This is a genomic window from Sphingobacterium ginsenosidimutans (assembly GCF_039536865.1).
GTDB lineage: Bacteria > Bacteroidota > Bacteroidia > Sphingobacteriales > Sphingobacteriaceae > Sphingobacterium > Sphingobacterium detergens.
Genome location: NZ_BAAAZK010000003.1, coordinates 49,207 through 64,262, shown reverse-complemented (window position 1 = coordinate 64,262; position 15,056 = coordinate 49,207). Strand labels below are relative to the sequence as shown.

General features: G+C 36.1%; 14 protein-coding genes and 1 tRNA gene. 8 read left to right on the top strand and 7 right to left on the bottom strand.

The genetic code is table 11. The features are described from left to right. Positions 1-118: 118 nt before the first annotated feature. The 3 genes from ABFX33_RS08705 to ABFX33_RS08695 form a co-directional block, all read right to left on the bottom strand. Positions 119-1,699 carry a M56 family metallopeptidase gene (locus ABFX33_RS08705; RefSeq protein ID WP_346085544.1) on the bottom strand — a complete coding sequence of 527 codons (1,581 nt, stop codon included), beginning with the start codon at positions 1,697-1,699 and terminating at the stop codon, positions 119-121. Next, positions 1,696-2,070: a BlaI/MecI/CopY family transcriptional regulator gene (locus ABFX33_RS08700; protein WP_346085542.1), complete on the bottom strand. Its 375-nt coding sequence runs from the start codon at positions 2,068-2,070 to the stop codon at positions 1,696-1,698. The genes ABFX33_RS08705 and ABFX33_RS08700 overlap by 4 nt, the downstream gene beginning before the upstream one ends. A 252-nt stretch (positions 2,071-2,322) precedes the next feature. After that, on the bottom strand, positions 2,323-2,715 hold the full coding sequence (locus ABFX33_RS08695; protein WP_120259386.1) for a group III truncated hemoglobin: 393 nt from the start codon (positions 2,713-2,715) through the stop codon (positions 2,323-2,325). Positions 2,716-2,896: 181 nt separating this feature from the next. Between ABFX33_RS08695 and ABFX33_RS08690 the strand changes: the two genes are divergently transcribed. Further along, positions 2,897-3,463, top strand: coding sequence for a hypothetical protein (locus ABFX33_RS08690; RefSeq protein ID WP_120259387.1), 567 nt, complete (start codon positions 2,897-2,899; stop codon positions 3,461-3,463). Between the two features lie 250 nt (positions 3,464-3,713). Here the strand turns inward: ABFX33_RS08690 and ABFX33_RS08685 are convergent, their stop codons facing one another. Further along, on the bottom strand, positions 3,714-4,250 hold the full coding sequence (locus ABFX33_RS08685) for an ExbD/TolR family protein (RefSeq protein WP_346085540.1): 537 nt from the start codon (positions 4,248-4,250) through the stop codon (positions 3,714-3,716). Positions 4,251-4,636: 386 nt separating this feature from the next. On the opposite strand from ABFX33_RS08685, the gene ABFX33_RS08680 reads away from it, so the two are divergent. Then, positions 4,637-5,152 carry a methylated-DNA--[protein]-cysteine S-methyltransferase gene (locus ABFX33_RS08680; RefSeq protein WP_346085539.1) on the top strand — a complete coding sequence of 172 codons (516 nt, stop codon included), beginning with the start codon at positions 4,637-4,639 and terminating at the stop codon, positions 5,150-5,152. 14 nt (positions 5,153-5,166) lie between these two features. On the opposite strand, the gene ABFX33_RS08675 is transcribed toward ABFX33_RS08680, so the two are convergent. Next, complete coding sequence (locus ABFX33_RS08675) at positions 5,167-5,946, bottom strand: LuxR C-terminal-related transcriptional regulator (RefSeq protein ID WP_346085537.1); 780 nt, start codon at positions 5,944-5,946, stop codon at positions 5,167-5,169. 816 nt (positions 5,947-6,762) lie between these two features. Between ABFX33_RS08675 and ABFX33_RS08670 the strand changes: the two genes are divergently transcribed. The 5 genes from ABFX33_RS08670 to ABFX33_RS08650 all read left to right on the top strand — a co-directional run bounded on the left by ABFX33_RS08670 (position 6,763) and on the right by ABFX33_RS08650 (position 12,491). Further along, entirely contained in the window at positions 6,763-7,965 is a 1,203-nt protein-coding gene (locus ABFX33_RS08670) for a 6-bladed beta-propeller (RefSeq protein WP_346085536.1), read from the top strand. 65 nt (positions 7,966-8,030) lie between these two features. After that, complete coding sequence (locus ABFX33_RS08665) at positions 8,031-8,546, top strand: hypothetical protein (protein WP_257093465.1); 516 nt, start codon at positions 8,031-8,033, stop codon at positions 8,544-8,546. Positions 8,547-8,704: 158 nt separating this feature from the next. Then, complete coding sequence (locus tag ABFX33_RS08660; RefSeq protein ID WP_346085535.1) at positions 8,705-11,356, top strand: carboxypeptidase-like regulatory domain-containing protein; 2,652 nt, start codon at positions 8,705-8,707, stop codon at positions 11,354-11,356. After that, positions 11,353-12,027, top strand: coding sequence for a GLPGLI family protein (locus ABFX33_RS08655; RefSeq protein ID WP_346085533.1), 675 nt, complete (start codon positions 11,353-11,355; stop codon positions 12,025-12,027). The genes ABFX33_RS08660 and ABFX33_RS08655 overlap by 4 nt, the downstream gene beginning before the upstream one ends. Before the next feature lie 11 nt (positions 12,028-12,038). Then, entirely contained in the window at positions 12,039-12,491 is a 453-nt protein-coding gene (locus ABFX33_RS08650; protein WP_346085531.1) for a trypsin inhibitor-like cysteine-rich domain-containing protein, read from the top strand. A 298-nt stretch (positions 12,492-12,789) separates the two neighbouring features. Here the strand turns inward: ABFX33_RS08650 and ABFX33_RS08645 are convergent, their stop codons facing one another. Both ABFX33_RS08645 and ABFX33_RS08640 read right to left on the bottom strand, forming a co-directional pair. Further along, positions 12,790-13,011, bottom strand: a complete 222-nt coding sequence (locus ABFX33_RS08645; protein ID WP_346085530.1) for a hypothetical protein — start codon at positions 13,009-13,011, stop codon at positions 12,790-12,792. A 672-nt stretch (positions 13,012-13,683) separates the two neighbouring features. After that, a tRNA-Ser gene (locus ABFX33_RS08640) sits at positions 13,684-13,768 on the bottom strand. A gap of 702 nt (positions 13,769-14,470) precedes the next feature. On the opposite strand from ABFX33_RS08640, the gene ABFX33_RS08635 reads away from it, so the two are divergent. Further along, positions 14,471-15,025 carry a LytR/AlgR family response regulator transcription factor gene (locus tag ABFX33_RS08635; protein WP_257093452.1) on the top strand — a complete coding sequence of 185 codons (555 nt, stop codon included), beginning with the start codon at positions 14,471-14,473 and terminating at the stop codon, positions 15,023-15,025. Positions 15,026-15,056: the final 31 nt, after the last annotated feature.

Sequence of the window (15,056 nt, the reverse complement as noted above, 5' to 3'; positions counted from 1 at the left end):
AGCCTCATGGATTTCACGATTTTTCCATAGGCTTGGTTGAAAAACCGGAGGAACGATTGTTCTTCCGGTTTTTTGCTTTTTGAATCAGACGTTTCATGTCACTTGACATAAATCCTGTTTAATTTGATGTAAACTCTTTTTTTGCGGGTTGACCTTTAAGAACGATTTTTGCGGCTCGCTTTCCGTTGTTTTCCTTTGCTTCGGAGCTGATGGTACTAGTAGAACGCACGTTTACATTCGTTATGGTATGTGGTTCCGCCGACCTAATTTCCGTTGCCTTTGCCGATCCAGATGTGGCAGTTCCAGTTTTTACTATCGATACCGTTTTGGGATCATTGACTTGAACATTGTTTGCGTTTACCGATGTGACAGTGCTCACATTCGCTGTTCCACGCATAGTTATCCGTTTAGGTTCCTGATGCTTTTCACTTGAACTTCCGCCGGAGGTGCCATTATCGGTAGCTTTTCCATTCGCATTACCGTTTACATTGATCCGTTTAGGTTCCTGAAATTTTACGTTTTCAACATACACCTCTTCTATTTTGGGTGCTGTTTCCACCTTCACTTCTTCAAGCATTGGTGGCTTATTTTTCATTGTTTTCTTTCTGTTTCCACCTGTTTTTTTAGGCTCTGGAAAGCGTATTGTTTCTTCTTTTGGAGCAGCATTTTTCTTGGGTTCCATTGCGGGAGCTCCTTCTCTTCTGGGCGGACTAGGCCGTTCAGATACCGCTTTTGGGGCACCCGGTTTTTTGGAAGTGGGGGGAGTCTTGGCCAGTTTCGCAGGCTCAGTTTTTTCTGTTTTGGCCGGCGTTGTTTTCTGTGCTTCGACCTGGGTCGAAAACAACAGGCTAATTGCTGTTGTCAGCAATAAGGTAAGCGCAGGCATCAGCAGGAGCTTACCACTGTTCGTTCTTTTCTGTAACATAATTAATCGTTTTTTTGTTGTTAAAAAATTAAAATTACTGGCCGGTAATGCGTTTATATCGGGGGAGGACATGCTCCACTGGATAATCAGATGTTGGTAACTGGCGCGTTCATAAACCTGTACTACGGCATCGTCTGCCAGGTATTCGTGGTTTTGTCGAACAGCTCTGTCGATCAGGTAAACCAAAGGGTTGAACCATAATACAATGCGCATGAACTGCATGAGCATCACATCTATGGAATGTCGCTGGTCTGCATGTGCCTGTTCATGGGCGATAATCGAAGCCTCAATCTCTCCTTGTAAATAGGCGCCACGGGGTACATAGATCCGTCTGAAAAATGAGAAGGGAGTTTTAAGGCCATGAATACTATAAATTGAAGGATTGTCTGTCGCTGATGCCCGACTGATGTAGGATGAAAACTTTTTATAGCTTACTATATACCTAACCAAAAGTGCAATAGCAATCAGTAGATAGACAAGGAAAATAACCGTGTTGGTTGATATCAACGGTTCTTGTTGGACGGCTGCAGGGGCTGTGATGGCAAGCTCCATATGCTCTGGAACGACTTCCGCTTGAACCCTATTAAAATGAAAAAAATCAGGGATAAATGACGGCAGAGCAGTTTGCACCAATGGTGTAAAAAGAGCGATAGGTATAATGGCAAGCAGATAAAACCGGTTAAATACCAAGAGCTTTTGCTGTTGCAAAAGAGAAATGTATACCAGATACAGTAAGCCTGAACAGGCGATCAATTTTCCCAGATAGATAATCATGTCGCTTTGTTTTTAATTTCTGAATCAATTATTTTTTTCAGTTCTTCCAATTGCTCCTTGTTCAACTGCGATTGTTTTGTGAAAAAAGAAGCAAATTTTAAAGCTGAATTATCAAAATATGTTTCAACAATATCATTGACGTGTGCGAGATAATAACTGTCCTTGTCGAACAGGGAATAGTACTCTCTTGAATTGCCATATAATACATACGATATGGCTCCCTTTTCGGTCATTCGTTTTAATAATGTCGCAATCGTCGTCGGAGCAGGTTTGGGTTCAGGATAGGCTTCCATAAGATCTTTCATAAAGGCCTTTTTCATGTCCCAGATGTATCCCATCAATTGTTCTTCAGTCGCTGATAATTTATTCATACTACAAATATAGAATCTATTCTACATTATGTAGAATATGAAATGTTAAAATTTGTTATTTTTGTGTATTTAATTGATTTTTAGTGCTTTATTTTTGTTTTCGTGCTTGTGGTAAGCAATTTTTGTTACAAAATAAAAGAGCATGGCGACTGCTAAAAAAATGAGCCTATCGGATACTGGGAGGTAACTTTATCTGGAATGCTAGTAGAAAATGAAGTGGGACTGCATATCGAACCTGGAATATAAAATGTGCTATATCAGCGGTTTCTTTTTCGGGTTGGCATTAAAATATTCTTTTTTAAACTGGAACATCTGTGCCATTTTTTGTGCGCGCCATTTGGCTTCGTCAGCCTTTTCACCTGTATATAGCCGATCGACGGTCGCTTCAAACAGAAGTAGCCATTGATCGAAATGTTTTGCCTCAATGGGGAGGGGGATATGGGGTGGAAATGGACTGCCAAAGTAGGTATGTTCATCCAGCAGGATCGTCTGCCAAAAGCGATACATTTTTTCCAGGTGTATGCCCCAATTGTCCTGAATACGTTCCTGAAAAATAGGGCCTAGGAGATTGTCCTGACGAACGGTGCTGTAAAACTGATCGACTAATATTTTTATGTCCGCGATGGTTTGAATGTCCTGTTTCATGGGTTTAATGCCTGCTTTTGTGAAACGGATACCTCATCTGTAGCTGTTGCACGGTGTATGAATAAGATAAATTTAGCGAGAATATAGGAGAATTGAATCAGGTTGATGTAAAGATGCATGTTAAAAATATTGGATTTTTCTTTTATTGTCAGTAATTTGAATAGATATTTAGGGAAAACACATGGGAAAATACACTTTTTTTGTCCTGCTGCTGCTGGGATGTTACACCGCGCAGGCACAAATCACCGATATTACAGTCAACAAAGAAAATTTTGAATCTTCGGGTTTTCCATTTAAAGGCAAACGTGTGCTGCAGGTGGAGCATATTCAGACCGAAAAGGAAGATAATTATATCATTTTTTCAAAAGAGGAACGCGGAGCAGATCCGGATAAACTATATGCACAGCAATTTCAGCGAAAAGATGGTATGTGGGTGCCTATTGTGGAGGAAACTATCGTTGAAGATGGTATTATTACTTCGGTATGGGAATCCAGAAAAGCCTTCTTTGATGCTGACAAAGATGGGAAACTGGATGCGGTGTTTATCTATTCCAGGCATCCAAAGGATCACGTCGAAAAGCAGCTGAGCTGTATTGCTTTGGTTTTATATAAGGGACAATTTTATCGTCTGCGTGCGGAGGCGGAGGATGGATATACGAAGACTTCCTATTCAGACAATTATGCTTCTTTGCCTACCGAGGTAAAAGAGAACGTGGAACGCTATTGGGAAAATCTGGACAAAAGATAATAGATTGTAATACTGAACACAAAGACAAAAGGGCCATTCAATTTTGGAATGGCCCTTTTGACTTTGATTATGCTCGATCGCTAAAGTCCTTTTTTGAATATTGAATACTTAGGCTTTTTTTTCTGAATTGCCTGTTTTTTATTGATTCGTATTTTTCATTAAGGCATCAATGAACTCGTTACGCTCGGTTTATTGAATAGAAAGAACTTTAGTCGATTTTCATTGCTATTGGTGCTTTCCCTTTCGTATTTTACTGAATGGAAGCTAACAACTGTTTTTCCTCTTCTTCTTGCGTTTTGCCAATGACATAGCGTGTGATGTTTTGGTGTTTGATCTCATCAATTGTATGGATCACATCTTTCGTCCTTGCTTCTTTGCTCGGCTTGATCAGTACGATCATATCCTTGCTGTTGGGCATGTTACTGATCTTTGCTTTCAACTGTGCGAGCACCTGCGGTAATGTTTTCTCTATATCGCTTGGTTTTTCAGAAAAGGCAATGGGCTTCTTGAAGTCGCCATGATACCACATAAATTTTCCATCCCCAAGAATCAATGTCGCTGTCCGGTTTTCGTCAATGAGCACTGGTGGTGTCGCCTCGCCTTTTGTTTTGTCTGGCATGGCAATATCCATTGCTGCAGGTTTGTTTAGGGTTGTGGTCAGCATGAAGAAGGTGATCAAAAGAAAAGCAAGGTCTACCATCGCTGTCAGATCTACCTTTGGGGCCATTTTCCGGCTTCTAATTTTTTTCTTTCCGCTTTCTTGTGTTTTTTGGTTTAATTCTGCCATGATGCTTTGTCTTTAGGTTATAACTCTTGTTCATACACATTGATATGATGCCCCGACGAGAACTATTCCATATTTTTTTTGACAATGGGAACCGTTTTTTTCTTTGAATTTTTTCAGTCGGTTCAATTACAATAGGTTAAAGAATTGTCTAGTAGAAGATGATAGACCAAGATTTGCTTATGCTAATAATCGTGTTGTGGTGATACTAGCTTTTAAGATTGAGAATTTGTCTTCTTTGGTTGTGGCTATCGCAAAAAGGTGAAGCAGTGATCAGATGGTCGTGGCGGTTTTATAATATAGGTCGTCAGTTAAGGGAAATTGTAGAGGAACATATTTTCGTTGCGGGAAATGAAATAAAAAAGATTAGTAACTTGCCAATAAAAAATATGGAGCAGGATAACGGACTTGTCTATACAGATATCGCATCGCCAGTAGGGAACATAAGGCTTGTGGCGACCAGACGTGGTCTTACTGCTGTATTGTGGGAAGGTGAGGACTATACCCGTACAAAGTTATCTAAACCGGATAGAGAGGACCATGCACCATTACTTTTACTCGCTCAACAACAGCTTTTGGAGTATTTTGACCGCAAGCGCACTGTTTTTGACCTACCGTTGGATATGCAGGGAACTCCCTTTCAGCTTAAGGTGTGGGAAGCTTTGCTCACTATTCCTTATGGTCGAACAAAAACCTATGGAGATCTGGCACGCCAACTAGGTGATATCAAAGCTGTACGTGCAGTCGGTGGTGCGTTGAACAAGAATCCGATATCCATTATTGTACCCTGTCATCGGGTCATCGGTGGATCTGGGAAACTCGTTGGTTTTGCAGGTGGTCTGAAAAATAAGTCTATTCTTATTGATCTGGAAAAGAAAGATCGGACTCCGACATTGTTTGATTGAAAGTAGGCCCTAACCTATAACCAGCCTTCCTTTATCGCCTTGGCTATTAGATCCACGGGTGTTTTTACGCCAGCTTTAGCAAGAATATTTTTCCTGTGCGTGTTTATCGTGTGGAGACTGACACACAGCTCATCAGCAATTTTTTTGCTCATCTTGCCCTCAACGATACATTTTAAAATTTCTCGCTCTCGCTTTGTAAACATATCATAGGATTTTGTGAACGCTTGATCGAGTTGAATATTAAAAAAAGAAGGTTCGTCATCAAGTCCAATAAGTGAGAAACAGGGTTTTCCTTCTTGTTTTATATGCGATATGTCGGTATGCAGAGAGAGCGTACGGTAGAAGTTGTTTTCATCATAATCTATCTGAATAGCTTGATGCAGGATCCTGATGTAATGCCCATCTTTTCTTTTGAACCTGAAATCATATTGGACCTTATAGCTTTTTACTTTTTCATAAGGTAAACTCTTAAAAAACTCCACGACTTTATATTCAAAGTTGAGGAAATAGGCTTTGTCGTCAGGATGGATGCGTTCCATGAGAAATGGAAGAGAAAGCTCTTCTGGTTTATAGCCGATCAAATTTTCGCATTCTTCGCTAATGATCTCGACTTCCCCGGTATACATATTGAACACTAGATAATAGAAATTGCCTGCTTGAAATATATTTAACAAGCGTTTATGAAATTCGATCTGTTGTTGTAATTCCGAGGTGTCCGCTGTTTTCTCAATGTCTACAACTGTCCTCCAGAACTTCTTTGCTGTAAGATAATATTTGGATTTAGGTGACTCCATAAATTTAATCGGTTAATAGCATAAATCTACAAAATGTACAGGAATATCTGAATGAAAGGACTTCGATTTTTTTATCAAAAAAGCCACTTTTTATTAGTCTAAGGGACGATAGGGGAAGATGAAGAAGTTCGAACCCCGGCCGATCCTTCTGGTTCGAATCCGAATACCACGAAAAAAGCCTTTCATTTCTGAAAGGCTTGTTCTGCGGAGAGTGAGGGATAATAAGATGATCCCAAAGGGGGTGGCTTCACCATAAAATAAAGCCATTCACTCCGTTCATTTTTTCGTCGTTTAATACTTTTGATCAAACATTGTTTGCAAAAGTCTATAAACGACAAAACCCGACTATCGTCGGGCTTTATTTTTGGTGGCGGAGAGTGAGGGATTCGAATTACTTGGTGTAAGTTGTTGAAAATGAAATATTTAAAATTTCAAATCAGAACATTGCTACGAATTTGCCACAACTCCACTAATATTTTAATCTGCAAAATCTTAATAAAGATTTAAAGAACGTTTTAATTTATACAAAGATAAACATTTGTTATTCAAGTTATAATCTTTTGGAAAGATTTTGTTTCTAAAGTAGCGTAATTGGATTCGCGCAGATTAATCAGTAACTCCACTTCTGAACCATTACTAAATTCAAGTTTTAAGTAGATAATTTCAATTGTATTTTTTAATGATTTTCATAATTAGCTAATAATATTATTCTTTTACCTTAGAGGTACGTTAAGAATAATAAGTTTGTGAAAGAATAAAAATTATTACTGAAGCGGAGCAGTTACTAACCAAAATATTAAGCTTGAATAATCTAATATGAATAACAAATTACTCGTAATTATTGGTGTAGTTTTCATCTCCTTGGCAGTCTCTTTCTGTAGAAGTAATGACAACCAGGCAAAAAGTCCAGAAATACATTCTCTCGACAATGTGGAGATCATTGTAGATGTCCAAAAGAAAGATTCTATTAATTTGTCAAGTATAGTATCTGATGTTAGTTTTTTGCGATTAGATTCTGCCAATGAAACCGCTTTTGAAAAAATAGACCAGCTAGATTACGACGACTCTCATTATTTTGTTCTTGATAAGGACTATGCCAAGAAAGTATTGGTTTTTGATTCCAAAGGAAAATTAATAGCAGAAAGTAAAGCTGGGCGAGAGCAAACTCCTATAGCCTTCAGTCTTGACAAAATTAACAAGCAGATCGTAATTGCATATAAAAACCAAAGAGTTTGCAAATATGATTATCATCTAAATTTACTTAAACAGGACAGCCTTTATCTGTTTTTTAATTCATTTGCGTATTCTCCGGCTGATTCGACAATACTCTTTAATTTGTCTAAAATGATCAACTTTAATTCAGACGATCTGAAGTTTGGGAACAAAAACGAGATAACCTTTGAACTTTTGGCTTATAATAAAAACAAAAACGTTAGGAACCTCTACTTGCCTTTTGATTTGGACAGGTTTCCACAGGGGGCAATTTATGTAACAATCTCTCGATCATTTTACAATTACAACGATACGATTTTATATATAAAACCATTGGACAATACAATTTTTGGATGGAATATTAATAGCCAAAAATTAAATGCAAGATACTCCGTCTATTTCGAGAATAGTAAAATCTTAAAGAATATTGACCAACTATCCGGCCAGTCTTTTTTTGATTTTCTAAAGTCTGATACTTCCGTTAATTATTCATTCCTTATTAAAGATGTCATTGAGAGCGATAGATTTCTTTACTTCAATTTTTTTAGAGGAAATGAACTGCTGACTCATATTTATCTTAAATCTAACAGGGGGAAACTGAGTGGTAGGTTAGTGAATGACCTATATCAAATTCCTATTTATATCAGTGATAAGATTGAGAATAATTTTATATCAATTATATATCCGAGAGATGTTGGGGAATATTACAGGAAAAATCTGAATACTGCAACAAAGGAACTAAGGAATCTGGTATCATCAGTTAGTAATAATAAACCTATAGTATGTCTCCAAAATTCAAAAATCTAATACCTTATACAGTAAGTACTGCCTGTATAATAACAGTATTGATTTCATTTTATTACGTAAACAAAATGAAATCAACACTATCAAACTATCAAAGTGATATTGGTCTCAGATATATGAATTTGGATGAAACCGTTCAGAATTATAAGCTTTCAATATCACTAATAGGATATACTCTCAGGCACGATCTGAAAGATATCAATAATCAAAATATCGAAGTTCAATCAGATAATAAAAATAAGACCATCTATTTTTATTTTACTGAAACAGGCTGCAATTCTTGTATTGTTCAGGAATTGGAAAATTTAACGCAAGTCAGTAAAAACTCTTACAATATTATTGTTTTGGCAAGATACTCAGATCCTATAAGGTTAGCGTATTTATTAAAAGATTATAATATACCTAATCTCAAATATCACTGCTTGCCAATAGACTGCGAGATTTTTGAAAGCAAAAATCAGGAATATTTGCCTTTGACCCTTGTTTTTAATTTGGACGATGCACGAAAAGTAAGTAATCCTCTTGTGGCATCGAGTGAGTCTCCGGAAATTTCAAAAATTTATTACAAAAGATTAATTATATGAAAAATTTATTGTTTCTCGGAATGTCTTTCTTTGAGGTTCTCGTAAGCGTATTAATTCTAATGGTTATTTACTTCTTAATTTTAAAGTTCTTTAGAAAAAGAACATAGATCTCCGATTAGCGATCTTCGATGCAGGACTAACATTCATTAAGCTTTTACATGCGTGATAAACTTATTATTTTACTCGTTGCTTTACTCGTAATGAGCGGAGACCTGTATGCTCAAAAATTAATAAAAGGCGAGGTCGTTGTTAAAAATACAATACAGCCACTTGAAAATGCTTTGGTTATGGTATTGAACAAAAAAGATTCGTTAATTATTCAATATTGTCGTACAGACCAAAATGGCAGTTTTCTGATCAATGTTCAGGATAGTGGTGAATATATTCTTTCCGTATCATATCCTCGATTTCAAGGAGTCCATAAGACTTTGAAAGTTAGTGATAGGATTTCAGACAAAATCAACATCACACTGGATCGTTTAGAGAACATTATTGATGAAGTGGTCATCAATAAAGACATTCTCCGGATAAAGCTCAACGGTGACACAACAGAATATACAGTAGCCGCCATGAGTTTGGGTAAAAATGATAAAGTAGGTTCTTTACTTCAGAAATTACATGGTATAACGGTAAGTGATGATGGTACTGTGATGGTAAAAAATAAGGTCGTTTCAAAGATTTACATTGATGGACAGGAATATTTTTCTTACGATCCACGAATAATAGTCCGAAATGTAAGAGCGGATGCTGTCAAAAAGGTCCAGGTTTATGATGAGGAAACGGAGCTTACAAAATCCACGAGAATTAATGACGGAAAGAAAATTCAGGTGGCCAATATTATCTTAAAGGAAGAGGCTAAAAAAAGTGTCTTTGGAAATGTGGCTGCTAATTACGGCAGCAAAGGACGTTATGGTTTAGCCTTATTTGGTGGACTTTTTAATAATTCAAGAAAAATTGGCATAAACACGAGTATTTCATCATTAGCAAGTAATGAAATATTTGTCGTGCCAAAAATAATCGGTAATCCTGAAACAAGAAATTATGCTTTAACGTATAATGACGAACTAAAAAAGAACCTTCATTTCAATAATGAAATCAGTGTAAATGAAAATAGAAATGAAACGACAACAGATAATCTTGAGAAGCAGTTTTTAGAAAATGATTTTCGTTCGAATTTCTCTTCTTCCAAAAATCAATCCGGTAACAGAATGCTCCGCCTGAATTCCAGGTTAACGGGTAATCTCGGAAATGACCTTGAACTTGATTTTAAGCTAAAATCAACCGCCGGCCATCATTTATATCATTCCTCAAGATATGCCGTAAGTACTAAAGAAGACAGTTCCATTATCAATTCTCAAAACGACACATCTAATGTAAACAGTAGATCTTATAGTTTCAACCCCTTTTTCCAGATAAAATTTAATATTAGCAAAGAAAAAAGAAGGTATTTACTCATGGTGCTGAATTCAGGTAACGTTTATACAAATGCAATAGATACGAAAAGGAATTTAACTTATTTTTCAAAAAACACAGACACTGTTGTACTGGACAATCAAAGTGTCAATAAAAACACTGCTCACAATCTCTTTTCTTTTTTGACCTATGGAACTGGAATCGACAAATACAGCAATCTTTCTCTGAGCTATTCAGTAAACATTGACTCTAAAAATGAATCCTTTTTATTTAGGGATACGGACCCGGGGACAAATATACCGAACGATCCTTCCTACAATTACAGATCGACATCGAAATCTGAAGGATTGAGTATGTCTTACTCCTTAAATAAAGGGAAAGTTCAAACTTCCTTATCCGGCTATGTTTTAGCCAGCAAATTAAAACTACATGCTTTATCAGGCGATAATTATAATTTGAAAAAGGATTTTTTAAGTGGAAATTTTAGCTTATTGACAAGATATCAATTATCAGAAAGGAGCCAGATTTCGTCCCAGTATAAATACAACCTTATCATTCCGACCATTTTCCAAATGACCGCGTTTCGTCCAATTATAAATCCCGTTACCATTTATATTGGCAATATTAATCTGGAATCATCCAAAAATCATTTTTTTAATGGAAACTACGGTTATTTTAATTCTTTTAGGAATATAACAATTGGTTCCCAGGTCGAATTTTCAATGACTACTAATCCGGTTATCAGTAAGCTTGATATTGATGAACAAGGAAAGACTTATTACAGCAATGTAAATGATCACGATATGGCATTAAAGCAATTTAATGCTAATCTTAATTTTTCAAAAGGCTTGTTAAAAAATTCAGTGATCATAGGTCCCGCAATAAACTATTCATTCAGCAGCTTTTCCGAAATATTGAACAATACTTTGGCAAAAAATAAAATTTCTAATTTTTCAATTGGGGGAACGTTGACAAAACAGAACAGAAAGACATTTGATTTTACGCTCCGTTTTAACTTTGGTATTGATGCTGTTATTAATGATAATGTTAAAAGTAAATTCCAAAACCGATTGATGTATGTAACCTCTTCATTTACTATCGATACAAAATTATATTTAGGCAAAGGTTTTCAGATTTCTCAAAGAAGTTCATTGGAACAGTTTGGAAAGGATGTCTATTCAGATAAACTATTAAAACAGAAATATACAAATGTGCAAATAACAAAAGAATTAAATAAGCAGAATATGACAATATCGATAAAGGCCTATGATATCTTTAGCTCCTATAATAATGTAATTCAGAAATTTTCACCTAATAGATTCCTGCAATACAATGAGGGTTTTATTTCGCAGTATTTTCTATTGGGATTAAAGTGGGATTTTAATAAGAAAATATGATGAAGTTATTTCTTATTATAAATTTAATTTTTTTGGCGCTAAAGGTTGGAGCACAGCCTTTTCAATTTTATGATCAGGGGAAAGTAACCTATGAGAGGATTGAAGGAAAATCGAGTACGAAAACATTATATAAGAGCGATTTTACATTAACGTTCAATAAATCAGAATCTTCTTTTGATGCGGTCAAAAATAATGACGATCATCCTTTTCGTGTTCAAAATGCGAAGCTTTTTTCGGAAAACGAGGATAAAACTGGTATACAATTAAAATTCTCCGGACAGAATTTTATCATCTTGGATACAGTGAAAAAAATTAAATGGTATTATACTAACGAATTCAGATTAATTGAAGGATACCAATGCCGTAGAATAGATGGCCTGACGGCTGACTCATTATATGTCATCGCATTTTATACAGACGAGATTCCGGTTTCGACAGGACCGTGTTTAATCAGCGGTACACCGGGGCTCGCATTAGGTTTCGTAATTCCGGATTATGGAATACAATATTGGGCAAAGGATATTACATTTAGAAGTATAAAAATTCCAAGCCCTTCAAGTGGTAAGGCTAAAAAAATTACAATTGACGATTTTGGCAAAATAATACAGAATAGCAGTTATAACCTTGGTAATCTATCAATTATAAATATTATTCATTCAATTATTTATTAAAATTAAATGTTATGAAAATTTTATTGTTAAATCTATTTTTGTTAATTACTGCTGTGGCAGCACTTACATTAACATTGTCAGCATCTAACCAATGTGGGACCAATGAAGAATACTCATCTTGTGGACCACAGATGGAACCTACTGTTGATAATCCGGAACCCAGTTCAAGCCCAGGAGCTTGTAAGGCCGGCTGCTTCTGCAAACCAGGCTACTTGAGGGACTATAGTGGCAATTGTGTTGATTCTGAGACTGCCGGCGAAACCTCGAGTACCCCGCCGGTAAAACCATGTACTGCCGGCGGTTGTGGAAGTACGAGCTGTTCAATTGGTACTGATTATCCTGGTGGAATTGGAAACAGTAGAAGTGTAACCGCTGCTTCCGGATATTTTGCATGCTGCTGGAAGACAAGCTGGGGAGATCCGGGTGCTCGCTCGTATCCAAATACTCTTTGTCCGGGCTATTAAAATCGGCTTCCGGTTTAATATCACATATAAAAGTATATAAAAGTGTTATTAATCTTTTAACTGACCGATTTGCTCAGGCATATTCATAAATTATTAATAATATTTATAGTGAGGATTCAATAGTAACAACGCAAATAAAAAAGCGATGGTCTTAAGAAGAAGACCATCGCTTTTCGTTTTTATAGTGAATTTCAATGCTCTACTCGTTTGCCATTATTCAAAATCAGGATAAACGAAAATAAATTTGCCTGTATTTATTTGTTCCACAACGGCAAAAGGCGGCATTACTATACCGATTTTAGAATTTCGATTTTCCCCTTTCAATTCTCCTATCAATGTGAATTTCTAGATTTAAAATTGATAATAATGATAATATACCTTCCATAAACTCTTTATGAAGGTGTAAAGAAAAGCGGCGGTTTACCCGCTTTAGTCGTTTTTCATCTACAAAACCAACAATTAATGTAAGTCCCATATCCTTTTCTCCTTCAAATAACAACTTTCTACTTTTTTGCGGCATGCTTCAAAAAATGATTGAAAATAACGTCTTATATTAAATTCCCATTTTGCTTCATAACATGGCTTAATTAAATCTTCACCAATAAAATATTGAACAGGAATTAGGTACTTCATTTTATCATCCAAAGATAGCCTCTTGCTAAATTTTTCTGCATTAGGTCCAGTAAAGTACAAACTGATTTAGCATGTAAAGGCTAGCGCACGGAGCCGAAGTAACAATCTAAATTTCAAAAGCTTTCATTCATTGCTGTGAGGCCTAAGAGCCTTTAAAAATTTAATAATTTAAAAAACTAAAAAATGAATTATTTAAAAACGCCGTTGCAGTGATCTTTTTGAGCTCTTTAAAAAGAAGGTGAGCCCATAGCTTTGTTCTACTAACATAATTCAACATTTTAGGGTTATAAATGTCAAACTAAAAGCTCTTCAAGTCAAGATGTTTCAATTTGCAACGTGTTCGTTATTAATAAATTACACGTATTTTTGTGGCAATTTAAACCTTATTTTGTGGCAATTTTCATTCATTTTAAAAATTGCCACAAAATTGCCACAAACTTTAGGAGTATTTTTGAAAATTACAGCAATCGCCATAAACAAAAAAAACCTGCAAATCATTGATTTTGCAGGTTTTATCTATTTTTTGTTGCTTTTTGAAAACTTTCGTTTTCGCATCTTGCGGAGAGTGAGGGATTCGAACCCCCGAACCTGTGACAGTTAACGGTTTTCAAGACCGCCGCATTCGACCACTCTGCCAACTCTCCGCGACAAAAGTAGAAATTCTGAACAGATTTACAAAACTTATTTTACATTTTTCTTTGTTTAATGTGCCGTTTAGACGATTTATGCCGAAAATATTGCTGGATATCAGGTTTTTATTAAATGTTTTTTTTAAAAGAAGACCAACGTTCTGGACTAAAAAATCAGTCCTTTATACAACCAAAGGGGATCGATGGTGAAAGAGATATCCATGGAATTTCTTTGTGCATGGATTTTTTTGTGCCAATATTGAAGTTGGTAGCCTATTTCATTGTATGAAAACAACGATTAAGCATTATTTTGAACAATTGACCCATTAACTTCGTGAACGCTTTTTGTTATATTTGGGTATGGTGAACATGCGCAGTTCGCATTAGGGTTTTTGCCTACAAATACTATTGTCAAGAAACAATTAATTCCTATACACAATGGTCTATTCTAACTTAAATTGGAGATCCTTATCAAAATATACATGGAATACAAGGAGGTTGTTACTAGTCATTTCGGGTGTTTTTTTCTCTACTGCCTCCTTAGCCATATTTCAGGATTTTCTGGAAGCAAAGCGAAATGGTTATGCGTTTTATTTTAGCGAATCTTTGTTGTTTAAAACTATTTGGTTCCTGTATATACCTATACTCATGATTTTGTATCGAAAGCTACAAAATAAAGTGCTAGATAGTCGCTCTAATATAATCAAATGGATAAGCGTGCCAGTGGTAATCCATCTCAGCATCTTACCTTTTATTGCAGCGCTGTTCTCGACGGTATTTTTTAACGGCGTGTATGATCTATTTAAATTCTTTTCCTATACACTGACGCATCATCTGGGTGAATTGATCGCAGTATACACCGGCTTTGTCATCGGATATAAGTATCTTATGGAGCCGACGACATCTAAGCAAATGGAAGAAAGTAAACCTGCTTTGGATACAATTGTGATTAACAATGGTAAAGATAATGTGATCATCCAGATAGCGGACATTGTGCAGATTACTGCCGCTACGCCCTATATTTCCATCCACCTTGAAAACAAGAGGTATTTACATGCAGAGACATTAAAAGCTATTTGCGAGCGACTCGACAGCAATACCTTCATTCGGGTACATAAATCGACCATTGTCAATATCTCGAAAGTACGTTCATTTAAATCCCGATTAAATGGTGACTATGATCTGTTGTTGACCGATAGTAGTTCCCTACGACTAAGCAGGACTTATGCTGCCGATTTCAAAACGCGATTTGCCACAGGGACATCGGGTTAAACGATAAACTCATCGGGTCAGGTAATTTGAT